This window comes from Paraglaciecola arctica, from assembly GCF_018861065.1.
In the GTDB taxonomy this organism is placed as follows: domain Bacteria; phylum Pseudomonadota; class Gammaproteobacteria; order Enterobacterales; family Alteromonadaceae; genus Paraglaciecola; species Paraglaciecola arctica_B.
In genome coordinates this window covers 477,652-494,792 of the sequence record NZ_JAHKQO010000036.1, presented here as the reverse complement: position 1 = coordinate 494,792, position 17,141 = coordinate 477,652, and the positions used below count along the sequence as shown (strand labels likewise).

Sequence of the window (17,141 nt, the reverse complement as noted above, 5' to 3'; positions counted from 1 at the left end):
CTGCCAATTTATCGCTGAGTTATTTGATTACCCCTGAGTCCATGACAATTTGTGCCATCTCTTTAACTTTAGGGCTGGCTAATAAGCCAAACACATCACCTTTGTTTAACATGCGCGACAGTTCCGCGTCATTTGAAAGCTGCTTAAAGCGAGGATTTTGTTTGACTAGTTCAACACGTGCAAGTGTTGTCATAACTTCTTGAGTAACTCGCATTTTCACGGCGGTTTTGTCGGTTACATCAACATCACCTAAAACATTGGTTCCATCTAGAATACGCTGTACTGCTTGTTTATCGAGTACGGCGTTGATTTCTGGAGCAACCATTAATCCAAGTACATCCTTGTTATTTACCATACGTTTAATTTTACTACTGTTGACCAGTCGTTGCACATCTGGGTCATTCGAAAGGTCGATACCATCTTTGATACTACTAGCTGGATTCTTCAAGGCATAAGACGCTACCCCAACTAATTGTGGTGCCTCGGGGAATTGTTGGCTCAGCACTGTATCGATTGTGCCGCCCACTAGTTTTTGTGACCAATTGTTAACGAGGTTGTCTGCTGGTAATTCGCCTTGGGTTAACGCAGTGCTTGCCATATTGGCGATCCAGACCAAGCCCAATCCCACAAATACCCCCACTACACCATTGGTTATCGCACCGGGTATAGCCATTTTAGAGTCTTCATCAGTCCCCTTTCCTAGGATATGGAGTAGAATTCTTAATATGATAGAAATAACAATGGCGCTGACAATAAATATTGCAAAGGCTGCGATAAAATAGGCTGCAAGTCCTTCAAGTGGCGTTTTTTCACTGACTAAGGTTGCGCCTTTTGCTGCAAATTTGATGGCGATAAAATAGGCACCTATTAGGCTCGCAAAACGAGTCAATACTAAACCTAAACCAAGTCGGTAACCGCGGTAGATGAAATAAAGTAACACTATTGAGAAAATCGCAATGCCGATCATGTATTTTTCCTTTTAGGGCGAAAGTCGTATACTGGTAGTTTTTCAACACTATACTGGCAGATACCCCAAGACTAAAGCGCCTAATACAAATTATATCAATCAAAGTGCTTGATTAATCCTCATTAAATAGTATTTTATTTCACCTCTTTAAATTATTGTCGAATATTTTATTCTCAAGATAGTGATAAACATTTTTCTAGGTAAAAATACTACATGTATCTGAATCACCCACAGTTAACCCAACCTAATCCGTCTTTCTTTTTCAAACACAGTTCTATGATAAATAACATGTTTTTGGGAGCCTTAACAATAACCTTAGTTGCTTGTAGCGGTGATGATTCCAATAAGGGCGTAATCACCCCTCCTACTGATCAAACTAATTCGATTTTAGATTCAGAACTTAGAGCTATTATTGTTAAAAATGAGCTCACAGGTGACCCTAGTACTGATAGAGCAATACCTGACGTAGAGGAGCCTATGGCTCAGTTGGGAATGAAATTGTTTTTTACTAAGAGTTTAGGAGGGGATTTCGATTCCGCTTGTGTCACCTGTCATCATCCTATGTTAGGTGGTGGCGATGACTTGGCTTTGCCAATTGGAGTTGATGCAGAAGTAGTGGATTTATTAGGCCCTGGTCGTTTGCATAGAGTTGATGGTGATCACTTTGATGGTGGGCCAACGGTGCCTAGAAATTCGCCGACAACCTTTAATGTTGCTCTATGGGATGATTATTTGTTTCACGATGGCCGTGTTGAGAGTTTAGGGAAAACCCCAAAAATGGGTGGTAAAGATGGCTTAGGGATCCGTACTCCTGATGTTCCTTTTGCTAAAAATGATGATTACGCAGGCGACAATTTGGTGGTGGCTCAAGCCAGGTTTCCGGTCACTTCAGATGAAGAAATGAAAAATTTCAGTAATTTTGGAGGTACGGATAATCACCAAGTGAGAGAAAACTTAGAACAACGTTTGGGGGATTATGGTGATCCTTTAGGTGGTAAGTTGGCGGTTAATAACTGGTTAGCAGAATTTAGAGAAGGCTTTGCTAATCCTGATGCAAGTGCAGAAGAACTAATTACATTCGACAATATTGCAAAAGCCATTGGTGAATACGAAAGTTCACAGGTGTTTGTGGAAACGCCTTGGAAGGCGTATGTGCAAGGTGATGATTCGGCGATTAGCGATGTTGCGAAACGTGGTGCTAAGTTGTTTTTTGGTAATTATGTAGATGGCGGTGCAAATTGCAGCGCTTGTCATTTCGGCGACTTTTTTACTGACGAAGAATTTCATGTAATCGGTATGGCGCAGGTTGGTCGTGGCAAAGGTGATGGCGAACACGGTACTGAGGACTTTGGTCGATATAGGGAGTCAGGAGATGAAAAAGATAAATACGCATTTAGAACTCCCTCGTTAATCAATGTCACTGCAACAGGGCCATGGGGACATGCCGGAGCATCTGCAACATTAGAGCAAGCGATTCGCACTCATTTAGATCCCCAAGCAGAATTAAACAATTATGATTTTTCTCAATTACCTGCCGATGTTCAAGTCTACGATATGTTGGTTAATACCCAAAATGCAATTGACAAACTGGAGGCTAATAGAGCGCAAGGTATCACTAGCATTGAGCACTTTAGTTTAACCGATACTGAAATATCAGAGTTAGTGGCTTTTCTTGAAGCGCTCACGGATCCTTGTGTTGAAAACAGAGAATGTTTGAGTAAGTGGATCCCTGATGCAAGTGATAGTAATCCTGATTCTATGCGTCTTGATGCTATTGATAGCGATGGTAATTATTTATAGTCCATGTACAGAGCGTTTGATTCTTAAAAACTGAATCCTCTTTAGAGGTATTAGTAATTAAGACCAAAGGTTTTGGTGTTTGTTGATACTAAAATAACGATAGGGATTCCAAAAGCCTTGTTCATGATTCGGTAATTTTAGATCGTTAATTTCAGCCACGTGGACTTGATGTGTTTTTTCAAGGGTTTCTTTGGACACGCTTTCCAATTTTGATTGTACCTTGGCATAAAACAAATTGTTTTCTGGTAACAATCTGAAGTCTTTTGACTCAGTGCCGCTCTCACTCATATCTGTAACTTTTCGACACGTTGGGGTATCAGGCTGTTGTGGATTTAAGCGAGTGACTATTGCGAACGAATAGACAGGCATTTGGTCACTTGCCTGCTGACTTTTCACATATATAACGCCAAACCCCAAAGGAAAAGCCCCTACTAAGTTAACGAAACACAGGTTGGCATTGCCGCAGATAGCGCTGTGTATAGCGGAGTTATTCAAAATAGTTATTACTTTTGGTAGATCTTGAAAATCGTAGTCTGGCTTAGTAGACAAAACAAATGAGGAATAAATCTGAGGGATTTTGATTATATTTCCAATACTGTTTTTAGAGGGTTTGACTGCATCCGACAGCAAACCTAAGACAAATTTTAAACGATTATTCTGCTTTTTTTCAAAGCGTAATTTTTTATTGGGATCTTCTCCCTCATACACTGATATACCGATGCCATTAGAGATAAAATCCTGAGTCTGCTCGTGATTCATGATAAGCAATGGTATGCGAGTCTCCTTGTCCAACACTCTAAATTCGTCAATTGAACCGTCAGCGCCTTTTAATAATCGCTGTATTTCAACATGCTGCATACCTATGTCTTGGGTTATGGCTGCGATGATTACAGGCACTGCGACATCTAGCTGAAACTGCGTGTATTTATTAGGAACAGAGGAAAAACGGGTCTCGGGCTGATATCGAGCAACAATATAAGTATTAGATAATTTTTTTTCTAACAGCATTTTGTCTAACAAACGCAATGCCAATACTGCCTTATAAAGTGGTTTGTACAACTGGTGCATTTGCTTTCTGTTTTTGCCTTCTGAACTCGATAACATAAAAAGCGTGGCTAATAATTTGGCACTTTTGGTGTTGGTTTGTTGTTGATTGTTACCTTCCGCCAATTTTAAAATATTAATACAAATATTCGCGATACTCTTATAGCAATGTTGTCGTTTAAGTAGCTGTCTTTGTTTTTCGTCATTCAGTTCTTTTTGAAGTTTTTTAACTTGATTATGAGCTGCTGCACGTTTGGATTCAGGGGCGGCTTTTAGGTAATCCTGAGTACTTTGTAGGTTTTCTTGGCAAGCACGCAATACTCTCGCATTGGCATCAGATGATGTGAAATAAAGAGAGGCAAGTTCGAACAGTGAGTTCTTTTTTTCTGAATTATTTTGTATTTGCTTAACCAGTGTTTGAACTGAAGTGGTGTACTGCGAATCACTCAAAGTTGAAGGCATAATTCGATATCCGTAAAATAATGCTCGGTTTAGCCCTATCTACTTCACCTGAAGTAGCTCCTTAAAATGTACATAGTAGTAATATAGGATTGGTTTAGACATAACGCAATTGTTGTTAAATGTAGCCAAATTATACACTTGTGGTGTAGCGATGAGACTTATACTTTAGTTGAAGGAAGCTAAGTAAAATTTACAAAACGATTGTAAATAATGTCCTATGGATACAATCTCAAATTAAGATATTCAAAATCTCCTCGATTTAAAGATTCTAAGTTATTGATTATGAAGAAAAATGCAAACTCAATCCCTTGCTTCTGTTTTTGGAATGTTTTGTGCTTCCTAGTGGATGAGTTAATGATTGTTATTGAGGAGTAAACATGAAAAACACAATAATCGCAGTGGCATTATCAAGCGTTATAATTTCTGGATGTGCATCTAATGCTAACAACGCCCAAAAAGGTGCTGGAATCGGCGCTGTACTTGGAGCGTTAGCTGGTAAAGGTACCGGTGATAACGATAAGAGCCGTTATGTATGGGGCGCTGCTTTAGGGGCATTAGCAGGTGGCGCAATTGGTAACTACATGGACAAACAAGAGCAGGAGTTTCGCGAAGAATTAGCAGACAGTGGTGTTGAAGTGTATCGGGAAGGAGACAATATACGCTTATCGATTCCAGGTAATATCACTTTTGCTAATGACAGTGCCTCTCTGGTAACCGGATTTTATCCGGTACTAGAGGACGTCGCGAAAGTGCTCAACCGTTACGATAAAACCAAGTTAAGCATTGAAGGTCATACCGATTCTGTGGGAGACAAAAACTACAATACTCAACTTTCAATGCAACGAGCTAATAGTGTCGCAAATTATTTGCAGGGTACAAACGTAGATACCAGCCGATTACAAACCCTTGGCATGGGCGAGAGTCAACCCATAGCAAGTAACGATAGCGCACAAGGGCGACAAGAAAATAGACGAGTAGAGCTAAGGGTTATTCCTTTACAAGGTTAATTAGTCACTAAAAAAATCAAGAAAGCTGTCCTAGGACAGCTTTCTTGATTGAGATAACACATTATTATTCGGAAACTTTATGCGGTACCCGCCCCATTTCGTCAAGCTGTTGTCCTTTTACCCACATCGACAATTTTCTGCATAACACATAAAAAATAGGTGTAAATACTAATCCAAAAAACGTCACGCCCAACATGCCACTAAATACTGTAACCCCCAACGCTTGGCGCATTTCAGCTCCCGCGCCAGTAGCAATAGCAAGAGGAATAACACCGAGAATAAAGGCAAAAGAGGTCATAAGAATAGGGCGAAGCCTTAGTTTAGCTGCTTCAACCGCTGCCTCGTGTAAGGGTTTACCTTGTTGTTCTAAATGCCGGGCAAACTCAACAATCAAAATTGCGTTTTTACTGGCAAGTCCGACTAAAACAATTAAACCGACTTGGGTTAGGATGTTGTTATCCATGCCCATTATCCATACCCCAGTTATTGCACTGAGCAAACACATAGGCACAATTAGAATGACCGACAAAGGTAAAGTCCAGCTTTCGTACAAGGCTACAAGTAGCAGATACACAAAAATAACCGCCATGATAAAGGCAATGATCGCTGAGTTACCGGCAATTTGTTGTTGGTAGGCGAGTTCTGTCCATTCGAAACCAATGCCATCAGGTAATATTTCTGCAGCAAGTTGTTCCATACTCGCAATGGCTTCACCCGAGCTAAACCCAGGTGACGTGTTACCTAACAGGTCTGCCGCTGGATACAAATTGTATCTAGGAACCCGAGAAGGACCAGATTGATATTTGAATGTCACCACTGAACTGAGTGGCACCATATCTCCAGAAAAGTTTTTAACTTTAATCCGGCCGATATCTTCTGGTGTCATTCTAAAAGGAGAATCAGCTTGTGCCGTTACTCTAAAGGTTCTACCTAAGTAGCTGAAATCATTTACAAAGGAACTGCCTAAATATATTTCTAAGGCGCTAAATACCTCTGATACTGGCACCCCTAAACGTTCAACCCGTTCTCTGTCTATATCAACATATAGTTGCGGAGTATTGGTTTCGAATAAGCTAAACACAGCTTGAGTAGCAGGAGCTTGATTCGCAGCCCCCGCTAACTGCCACATTGCCTGCTCTAAAACCGGTAGGCCGCGTCCGGCCCTGTCTTCTATCATCATTTTAAAGCCACCGCCATTACCAATACCACGTACTGATGGTGGGGGGATCACTACCACAAACGCTTCTTTTATTTGTGCCATTTGAGCACGTACGTCTGCTAATATTTGCTCGAAAGTCAAACCCTTTGCGGAGCGATCTTCAAAATGGTCCATCATAGTGAATATAGCCGCGGAATTTGACGCATTGGTAAAAGTCGCACCGGAAAAGCCTGCAAAACCTACAGAAGTGCGAATACCGTCAATTTTTAACAATCTACTTACTGCATCTTTTACCACATCGTCAGTTCTCGACAAAGAGGCGCCAGCAGGCAATTGCACGCTAACAATTAAGTATCCCTGATCTTGAGCAGGGATAAAACCTTGGGGAACAGAAGTAAATACATAGCCTGCCATTACCATTAACCCGATATAGGCCAATGACATGAGTGCTCCTAAACGTATGAGTCGTTTTGTTAACCTTCCGTATAGTTCTGATGTTTTATCCATTGTACGGTTAAAAACATCGCCTAAACGAGTTAACACACCTTTTTTGCCTTGGTTTTCTTGGTGTGGTTTGAGCAATACCGCTGACAACGCTGGGCTAAGAATTAAAGAAACTGATACGGAAATAAGGGTAGCTACGGCTATGGTAATCCCAAACTGACTATAAAACTGTCCAGAAATACCCCCTACAAAAGCGGTAGGTAAAAATACGGCTACCAATACCAAACCAATCGCCATAACAGCGCCGCCTACTTCTCGCATGGTTTCGCGAGCTGCTTGTATGGGTTTTTGGCCTGCTGCCAACAACCGTTCCATGTTTTCTACTACAACTATGGCGTCATCTACTACTATGCCAATGGCTAACACTAACCCGAATAGAGTGAGGTTATTTAGCGAAAATCCTAACGCACTCATTATTGCAAAAGTACCTATCAAAGACACCGGAATCGCAATAATTGGTATAATCGCAGCTCGCCAATTTTGTAAAAAGACTAATATCACTAACACCACTAACCCTATGGCTTCGTAGATAGTAATTTCGACTGCATCGATAGATTGACTAATGAATTCAGTAGGATTGTAAGCAATGTCGTAGGCTAAATCTGGTGGGAAGTTGCTTGATAATTCTTCCATGATGCTACGAATCGTTGCTGCTGTTTCTAAGGCATTAGTGCCAGGGCGTTGAAAAATCGGCATAGCCACAGCTTTTTTATCACCTAAATAGCCTCTAGTGGCATAACTTTCAGCGCCTAGCTCAACTCTGCCTATGTCTTTAAAACGTACAATTCTGCCATTGGTATTTTTAATAATGACGTTATTAAATTGTTCTGGCTCAATAAGCCTTCCTTTAGTTTGCACACTTAATTCAAACGCGGTCTGGCCTTGAGTAACAGGAGATTTGTTAAGTGTACCGCTGGCAACTTGAATATTTTGAGCTTGTAAAGCACTGACAACCTCTGCTGCGGTCATGCCTATTGAGGCGACACGGTCAGGATCAAGCCAAACCCGCATAGAATATTGGCTTGCACCAAAAACCAATATATTACCTACACCCTGAACTCGCGCCAATTGGTCACGCACCTGTAAAGTGACATAGTTGGCAATATATGTTTGGTCGTAAGTGCCATTAGGCGAAAACATATTAACGACTAGCATCAAATCAGGTGAGTTTTTAATAGTAGTAACACCAATGCGCCGCACCGGCTCTGGTAGGCGCGGTTCAGCAATAGCCACTCGGTTTTGGACCTGTACTTGAGCAGTGTCTAAATCGGTGCCTAGTTTAAAGGTTACCGTGATACTGACGTTGCCATCTGCGGTGGATTGCGACGAGATATACAGCATGTTTTCCACACCATTTATCTGTTGCTCCAATGGCGTGGCAACGGTTTGCGCCGCTATTTCGGCGTTAGCACCAGGATAGGAAGCCGTTACTTGTATAGTTGGCGGCGCGACTTGAGGGTATTGTTCTATAGGCAATGTTTGATAGGCAAGGCTACCAATAATCAACACAATAATGGCCAAAACTGAGGCAAATTTGGGTCGTGAAATAAAAAACTGAGAAAAGTTCATTTGGCTATTCCCGGTTTAGTAGCTGTAAAGGCTAGTGAGATCGACTTGCTTTGGTGACACTGTTACGCCAGGTCTGGCACGCATCATGCCGTTGACCACTATATTGTCGTCAGCATTAAGACCTTCGGTGATGACGCGTAACTCCTGGGTATGCAACTCACCTAATGTGACAAATTTTCGTTGAATCTTATTTTCACTTGTTACCACGTAAACAAATTTACGAGACTGGTCTGTATTGACACTGGTATCTGGTATTAAAATAACCGAGACATTTTCTTGAGACAACAAACGCATACGGCCAAAAAAACCAGGCAAAATAAAACCACCAGGGTTATCCAAAATAGCTCTACCCTGTATCGTACCTGTGCCAGAATCTATTTGATTATCAACAAAATCCATTACACCAAAATGACTAAATTCTTGTTCATCTTGCAAGCGTATTTGTACTGGGTTGGATTTAGTACGTGAGCTCTCACGTTTGTCTGATTGGCTCAGGCGAATATATTTTAAAAGGTCTCTTTCACCTGCATCAAAATAAAAGTGGATGGGATCAACCGAGACTACAGTTGTCAGCAGTGTTGCCCCAGAAGCCCCCCCTGTAACAAGATTACCTACATTCACATAATCTCTTGAGACTACTCCATCTATAGGTGATTTCACCTCGGTGAATTCCATTTCGAGTTTAGCATTTTCGAGTGCAGCTTCGGCAAGATCAAATTCATTGGTACGGCGGTCTACTTCTTCTTGAGACAATGAATTTTTGCTACGTAAGTCTTTGCCTCGTTCTAGTTCTTTCTTAGCTAATTCGAACCTAGACTCAGCACTTTTAAGGGCTATTTTGAATGAGCGTTGGTCTATTACAAATAATACGTCACCTTTTTTAACTGACTGACCGTCATTAAAATTGGCTTTTTGCAAATAACCGCTGACTCTCGCGCGTATTTCCACCTGGTTAACTGCGGCAAACCTACCCGTATATTCATCCCACTGGGTGATGACTGCTTGAATAGGATGACTGACATCTACTTCTGGCGCAGGCATTTGTTGAGTTGCTGTGTTTTGTTCAGAACATCCCGCCAAAATTAAAAATGATAAACACAATAAATGGTTAAGCGTAACTAAGCGCATAACATGAGGTCCTTAAATTGATTATATAAGCGGAAAGAAAAATTGGTGTTGCTAAGAATTACAAGCAACGAATTATAGACCCTATTGTAGCCACAAATCTTTCGGTAAACACGGTATATTGATTATAACTTATTATTTAAGCGTCGCCGAAAGGGACTGTTTTAGAGGCCAGTTGATAAAAGTGATAAAAACGTGAACATTTATTGTTTCAAGAAATTTACTATCGAATCTAAAATGCCTAAATACGTATCATCGCTAAAACGTGTTAGCCTCGATTGTGGTTTTTATTGAATCATTGGTTCGGCGTTAGCCGTTTCGTAACTCGTGAGTTAACACTTGTCTCGATACATGGGAATAGAATGTGAAATCGCACATGCAAAAAAGTAAGCAACTTATTTGGACACCTTTGCAAAGGAAGGTTTTTTTGCTGGTGGTGAGTTTGTTTACTTTGGTGTTTACCCTGACGTTAGTGAGTATTTACCAAGCGGCTTATAACCAAGCTGAGAGGGAGTTTGTTACTCGCTTAAACGTGGGTAAAAACGTGTTTATGAACGAAATAGTTATTGCTAAACAACATCTGGATTCAAGTGTAGAAACCATAGCTAAAGATTGGGCACTACGCAGTGCGATTGGTCAAGGCGAGGATACCGAATCAATCAAAAGTGTACTGTTTAATCACGGTAAGCGTATCGATGCAGACATTGCTTTGGTCTTGGATAAAAGTTTTATGCTAATTGCGCAATATGGTGGAGAGGACCTCACTGTAGGCCAATTTTTAGCTCAAGATTTAAATGATAAACAGCAAAATAAAGCCTGGATTGCCATGGTAGGTAGTGAACCTTTTATTATGTCAGCAGAGCCTATCAAGGCGCCGGCTACTATTGGTTGGTTATTGATGGGTAAAAGGTTGAACCTTGCATTTTTAAATCGAGTTAAAAATTTGATTTCATTGGATATTAATTTGTTGGTTGTAGGTGATAACCAAAACAGTTTGCTGTTATCTACTCAGCAAAATAATGAATCGGTTCAGCGTGAACTGCAACAAATTACGGGGCAATTTGTTGCGCAAGGAGCCACAATTGATATGCATGTGATGGGGACACAGGATTGGGCTGTCTTACCTTTTAGTATTTTTAACAACCAAAAACAATATTTTATTGTGTTGTTGCAAGATTCAATCAGCGGTTGGTTAAAAACTCGCAACGCTTTTATGTTGGAGTTGTTACCGTTTTTCATAGTTGGCGTATTGCTGGCTTTGTTGGGGTCATTTTTCATTGCTCGCAGTATCACTAGGCCTGTTGGTCGATTATTACAAGCAGCTAAATTAGTGGCTGGTGGCAGTTACACCGAACAAATCAATATTTCTGAAAAAAGTGAGTTGGGAGAGTTGGCCCGAGAATTCAGTAATATGCAAAGTGCGGTCATGGAGCGAGAGCAGAAAATTAAAGATCAAGCTGAAGAAATTCGCCAAACCAACACTATTAAATATCAGGTGGAAATTGCTCAAAAAGAACAACAACTAGCAGCATCGGCCACTGAAGCAAAAAGTCGCTTTTTGGCCAATGTGAGCCACGAGATTCGCACTCCTCTGAATTCGATAATTGGATACTCAGAAATACTTAGTGACAAAAATGCCAGCGAAGTAGACAAAACTAAAGCGACATTAGCGGTGCATAATGGCGGACAATATTTGCTGAATATAGTTAACGACGTTTTAGACTTATCGAAAATTGAAGCGGGCAAAATTCAACTCGATACAGCCGACATCTGCTTGATTGGCTTGCTACAAGAAGTCAGTGCTTACATGTATGGTTTTGCTAAAGAAAAACACCTCGACTTTAATCTCAAACTTAATTTCCCGTTACCCTACAAATTCAAGTCAGACCCAACACGTCTCAAACAGATTTTGCTGAATTTATGCAATAACGCGATTAAATTCACTCATCAAGGGCAGGTGGATTTGCATGTACATTGGGATACCTTTAGGCAGCGTTTTATTTTTGTGGTGTCAGATACAGGGCCGGGTATGAGTGATGAGCAACAGCTGCGTTTATTTACTGCGTTTTCACAGGGTAATCAATCGATTAGTCGCAAATATGGTGGTACTGGATTAGGTTTGTACATTAGTAAGCAATTGACTGAAATACTCGGAGGGCATATCAAAGTTACCAGTCAAGAAGGTCAAGGGAGTCAGTTTGCGGTTTATATGCCCTATGTGGCAGCGGCAAATAAGCAGGTTATGATTAATCAAAGCCAAGCTGATGCGGTGTTGAGTCAACGCACTGAGCCTACTTTAGAAATTCCTCATTTAACCGGGCATATTTTGTGTGCCGATGATAATGAGGATAATCGTCAACTAGTTGCGTATTTAGTGGCCAAAACAGGCGCAAAACTTAGTTTGGTAGAAGATGGTCAACAAGCTTTAGATATGGCGGCAAACACTGATTTCGATTTGGTTTTAATGGATATGCAAATGCCTGAGATGGATGGTTTACAAGCCACTACACTTTTAAAACAAAGAAACTTTCAAGCACCAATTATTATGTTGACGGCCAACGTTGACCTAAACAGCAAAAACAGGATGCTGGCAGCTGGAATTACCGCACATTTCCCTAAACCCATTGATAGCAAGCGTTTTTATCTTATGCTCTCGAAGTATCTAGGTAACGACCAAGATTTTGAAACTAATTTCGGAGCAGGTAACGGCAATGTTCCAATTGCTGACAAACCTAATACAACGCCTGAGTTTGCACAATTAATCGAAAATTACCGATTAAGCTTTAAGGACAAACAAGTTGTCATAAAAGAGGCTATTGAACAAAAAAACTGGGCCCAAGTTGGCTCTCTTATGCACAAATTAAAAGGTTCAGCGGGGAGTTATGGATTTCAAGAACTCAGCGATTTAGCCATTTTAGTGGAACAGTACATCAACTCAGGTAAATCGCATGAAGCCAAAGAAATCCTCAATTCTTTGCAGCAGCGTATGCAGCAGTTGTATAACGAAACTAAGCCGCAGGACACGCAGCCAGTTTAGAAGGTTAATGGTACTGAAACAGCTAGTTGCCAATTCAGACCACTTACAGATTAATATTTTTGTTTATTTAAAGCATGATGTGAATATTTCATATTCTTATTTTTAACTTTGTTAGGTAGTCTAGTGGTCTCAAAAAACGGTAGGACATTAATATGAAGTCACTTTTTCTGGCTGTTTTAGTTATATTTTCAGTCGGTTGCAGTGCGACAGAGAAAAAACAAGCTAAATCTGAACCTTACGCTGGCGCGATTTCCGCTAGCCAATTATTTGCGCAATATCCACAATTTCGCGCGGCTTATGAGCAGTATCAACCTAGCTCAGAAGAAATCTCTGCAGTCAAAGCTTTATCAGGAAAGTCACTGGTGGTGTTGTTTGGCACTTGGTGTCACGACAGTGAGCGAGAGGTGCCAAGACTACTAAAATTGTTGGATTTGTCTGGCGTTGAGTTACAAAGCCTATCTTTGCATGGGGTAAATTACAACAAACATGAGCCTACTAACCTGCATAAAAAATATGACTTAAAATATTCACCCACCATTGTTTTGATGCAAGGTGAAAACGAGTTGGGCCGCGTCGTTGAAATGCCAACGCTTAGCTTAGGTGAGGACCTAGCTGGTTTTGTTACCGAGTAAATAAGCTCTTTTTTTGTATTTAGCCTAGCGGTAAGTTTATCTCGCAATCACTATTAGGAATTGACTATTCAATCAATCAGCCCCAGCGAAAAAGACCTCTGGTTTCTACCTTTGGGAGGAACTGGCGAAATCGGTATGAATATGAATTTATACGGTCATGCTGGGCAGTGGTTGATGGTGGACTGTGGAATAACATTTCATAGTCCATTGTGTACCCAAGCAGAAGCCAAAACATCTGCACTTCATAAACATGATGTTGTGGCTGCAGACCCTTGGTTTATTAGTCAGCGTAAAGAACAATTGGCTGGGATCGTGATCACTCATGCCCATGAGGACCATTTAGGAGCCTTGCCTTATTTGTGGCGGCGCTTTAAATGTCCTGTTTATACCACTAAGTACACCGCAGAAATATTACGCCGCAAACTCACTCGTGACGGTCAAGGTGACAACATTCCAATTATCGAAATAGCCAGTGGGGAGCGCGTTGATATTGGTGTATTTAACGTTGAGTGGATGTTGATTACCCATTCACTTCCGGAGCCTCACGCTTTTGTGATTAGAACCCTAGCAGGTAATGTGTTTCATACTGCAGACTGGAAGATAGACTTAGCTCCAGTGACAGATAAACCTTTTAATCCTCAAGTATTTAAACAACTGGCTAAGGAAAACATCTTAGCTATGGTGTGCGACTCAACTAATGCTAATCGTGAAGGACATTCAGTATCTGAGCAACAATGTTATGCCGGTTTAAAACAAGCCGTTGCAAATGCAAAAGGGCGGGTGGTGATAGGCTGTTTTAGCAGTAATATTGCTCGATTGATAAGTATTGCAAAAATCGCCCAAGAGACAGGTCGTTATTTTGCGTTATTTGGTCGTTCCTTACAAAATACTGTAGGTGCGGCCAAAGCTACGGGTCATTGGCCTGATGATTTGCCGGTGCTTGATGCGTTTCATACTGGGTATCTATTGCCTGAAGAAGTATTAGCGGTTGCGACGGGTAGCCAAGGAGAGCCAAGGGCTGCATTAAATCAACTGGCCAAAGACACCTATCGTAACGTTTCACTAGATGAAGGGGACCTAGTGATTTTTAGCTCTATAGTGATCCCCGGAAATGAAGAACCTATTGAGAACCTGCTCAAAGCATACAAAGGCCGAAAAATACTCACTTTGATGGCTGATGATTCACCTCTGCCTATCCACGCATCAGGGCACCCTTGTCAGCAAGAGTTGCAACAAATGTATCAATGGGTCTGTCCACAAATTGCAGTGCCCACTCACGGCGAATTGGAGCATTTAGAAGCCAATGCAGAAATAGCGCGATTAAGTCATGTCCCAGTCAGTTTGACTGGACTTAATGGTGATTTATTCAAGCTAGCACCGCATGGAACCCTAGTTAAACAGGTAGTGAAAACAGGTAGGATTGCGCTGCAGCAGTCGTAATTATTTCAAGGTATATCGAGGCACAGCGCTGATTGGGATTAGCTGAGCTAATATGCCGACGAGCGACTCATAATTTAAATTTGTTTGTATAAAAATTCATGAAGGCAGTGATTCTGGATGTGGCGGCGGAGTTTTTATAGTAAACGGCATGCACTTCTTCTCTTGGGTTTGGGCTAACCACTGAGTTCGGTAGTACTTCAACTAGCGCGTTATTGTCTAAATCTTTTCTCACCATAAAGTTTGATAACAATGCAATCCCATTGCCGTTTAATGCTAGTTGACGAATGGATTCGCCGTTGCTTGCGGTGATAGTGGGTGTGAGCGGCATATCTTCTTTTAAAAACCAATTATTCAACTTTGGTGAGTCAGCAAAACCTATCAATTTATGGGTTCTTAATTCAGCAATAGTTGCAGGCTTTTTAAATTTGGCGAAATACCGCGGACTGGCAACAATGTGCAATTTACTGATACCTATATTTTTTGCGTAGAGATTTGAATCCGACAACTTACCAATTCTGATGGCTAAATCAGTCTTTTTCTCAATCAAGTCAACAATGTTCTCATTCGATATTAAGTTAAGCTGTATATCTGGATAGGCCAATTGAAAATCTTCGATATAAGGGATGATTTGATGAAATAAAAACGGGCTTGCGGCATCAATTCTGAGTTTACCTTTTGGCGCACCCTGTAGAGTATTTAAAGCTTCTTCTCCACGATTGATTATTTCTAAACCATCTCTGGCAAAGCTGAGAAATATTAGCCCTGCTTCGGTTAATTCTACGCGCCTAGTGCTTCTAGTAAACAAAGTGGTACCTAGGTTACGTTCAAGTCGAGAAACCGCTCGTGATATTTTGGCAACCTGCGTATCCAATAAATTTGCAGCACCCGTAAAGCTGCCGCAATCTACCACAGTAACAAAAATTTCAAGATCTTCGGTTTTTGACTTAATCATCATAATTATTTAACGGCATAGTGATTGGTTAACCTAGGGTTAATCCTAAGCTAAAAATTCTCTTATTATTACATTATTCGCAAAATTATTTTGTTATTAATGCTGTTTTTGTAAGTTGTGTTTTTAATGAGAATAGCCTCACTTTAATTATGTGAGGAAGTTCAAATGCCATTAGCTCTTTGGGCGCTTACCTTAAGCGCATTCGCAATTGGAACAACAGAATTTGTAATTGTTGGGTTAGTGCCAACTATTGCAACAGATTTAGATGTTTCTTTACCTTCGGCCGGCTTGTTGGTGAGTCTATACGCATTGGGCGTCGCTATTGGCGCACCTGTGTTGACTGCCTTGATGGGGCGGTGGAATAGGAAATCTGTACTCTTAACTTTAATGGCTATTTTTGTAGCCGGAAACATTTTAGCTTGGCAGTCGCCTAGCTATGAAACACTTATACTGGCGCGAATTTTCACGGGGTTAGCCCATGGTGTGTTTTTCTCTATCGGATCGACAATAGCAACTAGTTTGGTGCCAAAAGAGAAAGAAGCCAGTGCAATTGCTATTATGTTTACTGGGTTAACCGTAGCCTTAGTCACGGGTGTGCCACTAGGCACATGGATTGGACAAGAGTTAGGCTGGAGAGCAACATTCTTAGTGGTTTCAATTCTTGGTTTAATTGCGTTACTTGGCAGCGCTATTTTAGTGCCTTCAAATCTAAAACAAGCCCCGCCCGCCAAGTTTTCGGAGCAAATGAAAGTCCTGACCCAGCCTAGATTATTACTAGTTTATGCAATGACTGCTGTGGGGTATGGGGGAACATTTGTAGCCTTCACTTACCTTGCACCTATTCTCGAACAAGTATCGGGATTTGAATCGAGTCTAATAGGACTGATCATGCTTGTTTACGGTGTTTCTGTTGCTGTGGGTAATATTTGGGGCGGTAAATTAGCCGACAAAATGGGGCCCGTAAAAGCGCTAAATATTATTTTTACTGCGTTAGCTGCGGTGTTGCTAGCGTTTACCTTTACCGCTGGCAACCAAATTGCGGCTGTTATTACTGTGCTTTTATGGGGAGCATTTGCATTTGGTAACGTGCCAGGGTTACAGGTTTACGTAGTGCAACTTGCCGAAAAATATACTCCAAATGCAGTCGATGTTGCCTCTGGCTTGAATATTGCTGCTTTCAATGTAGGTATAGCGCTGGGTTCAATTATTGGCGGTGTGGTAGTTGAAAAAATGGAATTAACCGACACCTCTTGGATTGGTGCCTTAATCGTTGTTTTAGCTATCATTCTTACAAAATTGTCTGGCTTTCTTGATTCTCGAGAACAAGCTAAACCTGCGTAGATCCATGGTTTCGATTCGAGGCATAGAATATTGGTGTGATAGGGCTATGCCCCATCACACCAAAGTTAAATAGTTAGTACCATTATTACACTCAAAGAGACT

At 41.1% G+C, this 17,141-nt stretch carries 11 protein-coding genes; 6 read left to right on the top strand and 5 right to left on the bottom strand.

Annotated elements, in window-relative coordinates; genetic code table 11:
• Positions 1-19: 19 nt before the first annotated feature.
• Entirely contained in the window at positions 20-967 is a 948-nt protein-coding gene (locus tag KO534_RS15425; protein WP_215930593.1) for a CvpA family protein, read from the bottom strand.
• Between the two features lie 213 nt (positions 968-1,180).
• On the opposite strand from KO534_RS15425, the gene KO534_RS15420 reads away from it, so the two are divergent.
• Positions 1,181-2,767: a cytochrome-c peroxidase gene (locus KO534_RS15420; protein WP_215930591.1), complete on the top strand. Its 1,587-nt coding sequence runs from the start codon at positions 1,181-1,183 to the stop codon at positions 2,765-2,767.
• A 57-nt stretch (positions 2,768-2,824) separates the two neighbouring features.
• Here the strand turns inward: KO534_RS15420 and KO534_RS15415 are convergent, their stop codons facing one another.
• Positions 2,825-4,273: a hypothetical protein gene (locus KO534_RS15415; RefSeq protein WP_215930589.1), complete on the bottom strand. Its 1,449-nt coding sequence runs from the start codon at positions 4,271-4,273 to the stop codon at positions 2,825-2,827.
• Between the two features lie 377 nt (positions 4,274-4,650).
• Between KO534_RS15415 and KO534_RS15410 the strand changes: the two genes are divergently transcribed.
• Positions 4,651-5,280, top strand: a complete 630-nt coding sequence (locus tag KO534_RS15410; RefSeq protein WP_215930587.1) for an OmpA family protein — start codon at positions 4,651-4,653, stop codon at positions 5,278-5,280.
• 64 nt (positions 5,281-5,344) lie between these two features.
• On the opposite strand, the gene KO534_RS15405 is transcribed toward KO534_RS15410, so the two are convergent.
• Together KO534_RS15405 and KO534_RS15400 are read right to left on the bottom strand one after the other, a co-directional pair.
• Positions 5,345-8,512, bottom strand: a complete 3,168-nt coding sequence (locus tag KO534_RS15405) for an efflux RND transporter permease subunit (RefSeq protein ID WP_215930585.1) — start codon at positions 8,510-8,512, stop codon at positions 5,345-5,347.
• Positions 8,513-8,527: 15 nt separating this feature from the next.
• Positions 8,528-9,640 (bottom strand): efflux RND transporter periplasmic adaptor subunit, encoded by a 1,113-nt coding sequence (locus tag KO534_RS15400; protein ID WP_215930583.1) that lies wholly within the window; start codon positions 9,638-9,640, stop codon positions 8,528-8,530.
• A gap of 361 nt (positions 9,641-10,001) precedes the next feature.
• Here KO534_RS15400 and KO534_RS15395 point away from each other — a divergent pair, with 361 nt between their 5' ends.
• The 3 genes from KO534_RS15395 (at position 10,002) to KO534_RS15385 (ending at position 14,746) form a co-directional block, all read left to right on the top strand.
• On the top strand, positions 10,002-12,674 hold the full coding sequence (locus KO534_RS15395) for an ATP-binding protein (RefSeq protein WP_215930581.1): 2,673 nt from the start codon (positions 10,002-10,004) through the stop codon (positions 12,672-12,674).
• A gap of 152 nt (positions 12,675-12,826) precedes the next feature.
• Positions 12,827-13,306: a thioredoxin gene (locus KO534_RS15390; RefSeq protein WP_215930579.1), complete on the top strand. Its 480-nt coding sequence runs from the start codon at positions 12,827-12,829 to the stop codon at positions 13,304-13,306.
• 141 nt (positions 13,307-13,447) lie between these two features.
• Positions 13,448-14,746, top strand: coding sequence for a ribonuclease J (locus tag KO534_RS15385; protein ID WP_215931226.1), 1,299 nt, complete (start codon positions 13,448-13,450; stop codon positions 14,744-14,746).
• A gap of 67 nt (positions 14,747-14,813) precedes the next feature.
• Here the strand turns inward: KO534_RS15385 and KO534_RS15380 are convergent, their stop codons facing one another.
• Positions 14,814-15,701: a LysR family transcriptional regulator gene (locus KO534_RS15380; protein ID WP_215930577.1), complete on the bottom strand. Its 888-nt coding sequence runs from the start codon at positions 15,699-15,701 to the stop codon at positions 14,814-14,816.
• 162 nt (positions 15,702-15,863) lie between these two features.
• Between KO534_RS15380 and KO534_RS15375 the strand changes: the two genes are divergently transcribed.
• A complete protein-coding gene (locus KO534_RS15375) occupies positions 15,864-17,039 on the top strand; it encodes an MFS transporter (protein ID WP_215930575.1) in 1,176 nt (391 codons plus the stop codon).
• Positions 17,040-17,141 lie beyond the last annotated feature (102 nt).

Coding starts and splice junctions, on each gene's coding strand:
- KO534_RS15425 (WP_215930593.1), bottom strand. CDS start 967: ATGATCGGCATTGCGATTTTCTCAATAGTGTTACTTTATTTCATCTAC.
- KO534_RS15420 (WP_215930591.1), top strand. CDS start 1,181: ATGTATCTGAATCACCCACAGTTAACCCAACCTAATCCGTCTTTCTTT.
- KO534_RS15415 (WP_215930589.1), bottom strand. CDS start 4,273: ATGCCTTCAACTTTGAGTGATTCGCAGTACACCACTTCAGTTCAAACA.
- KO534_RS15410 (WP_215930587.1), top strand. CDS start 4,651: ATGAAAAACACAATAATCGCAGTGGCATTATCAAGCGTTATAATTTCT.
- KO534_RS15405 (WP_215930585.1), bottom strand. CDS start 8,512: ATGAACTTTTCTCAGTTTTTTATTTCACGACCCAAATTTGCCTCAGTT.
- KO534_RS15400 (WP_215930583.1), bottom strand. CDS start 9,640: ATGCGCTTAGTTACGCTTAACCATTTATTGTGTTTATCATTTTTAATT.
- KO534_RS15390 (WP_215930579.1), top strand. CDS start 12,827: ATGAAGTCACTTTTTCTGGCTGTTTTAGTTATATTTTCAGTCGGTTGC.
- KO534_RS15385 (WP_215931226.1), top strand. CDS start 13,448: ATGAATTTATACGGTCATGCTGGGCAGTGGTTGATGGTGGACTGTGGA.
- KO534_RS15380 (WP_215930577.1), bottom strand. CDS start 15,701: ATGATGATTAAGTCAAAAACCGAAGATCTTGAAATTTTTGTTACTGTG.
- KO534_RS15375 (WP_215930575.1), top strand. CDS start 15,864: ATGCCATTAGCTCTTTGGGCGCTTACCTTAAGCGCATTCGCAATTGGA.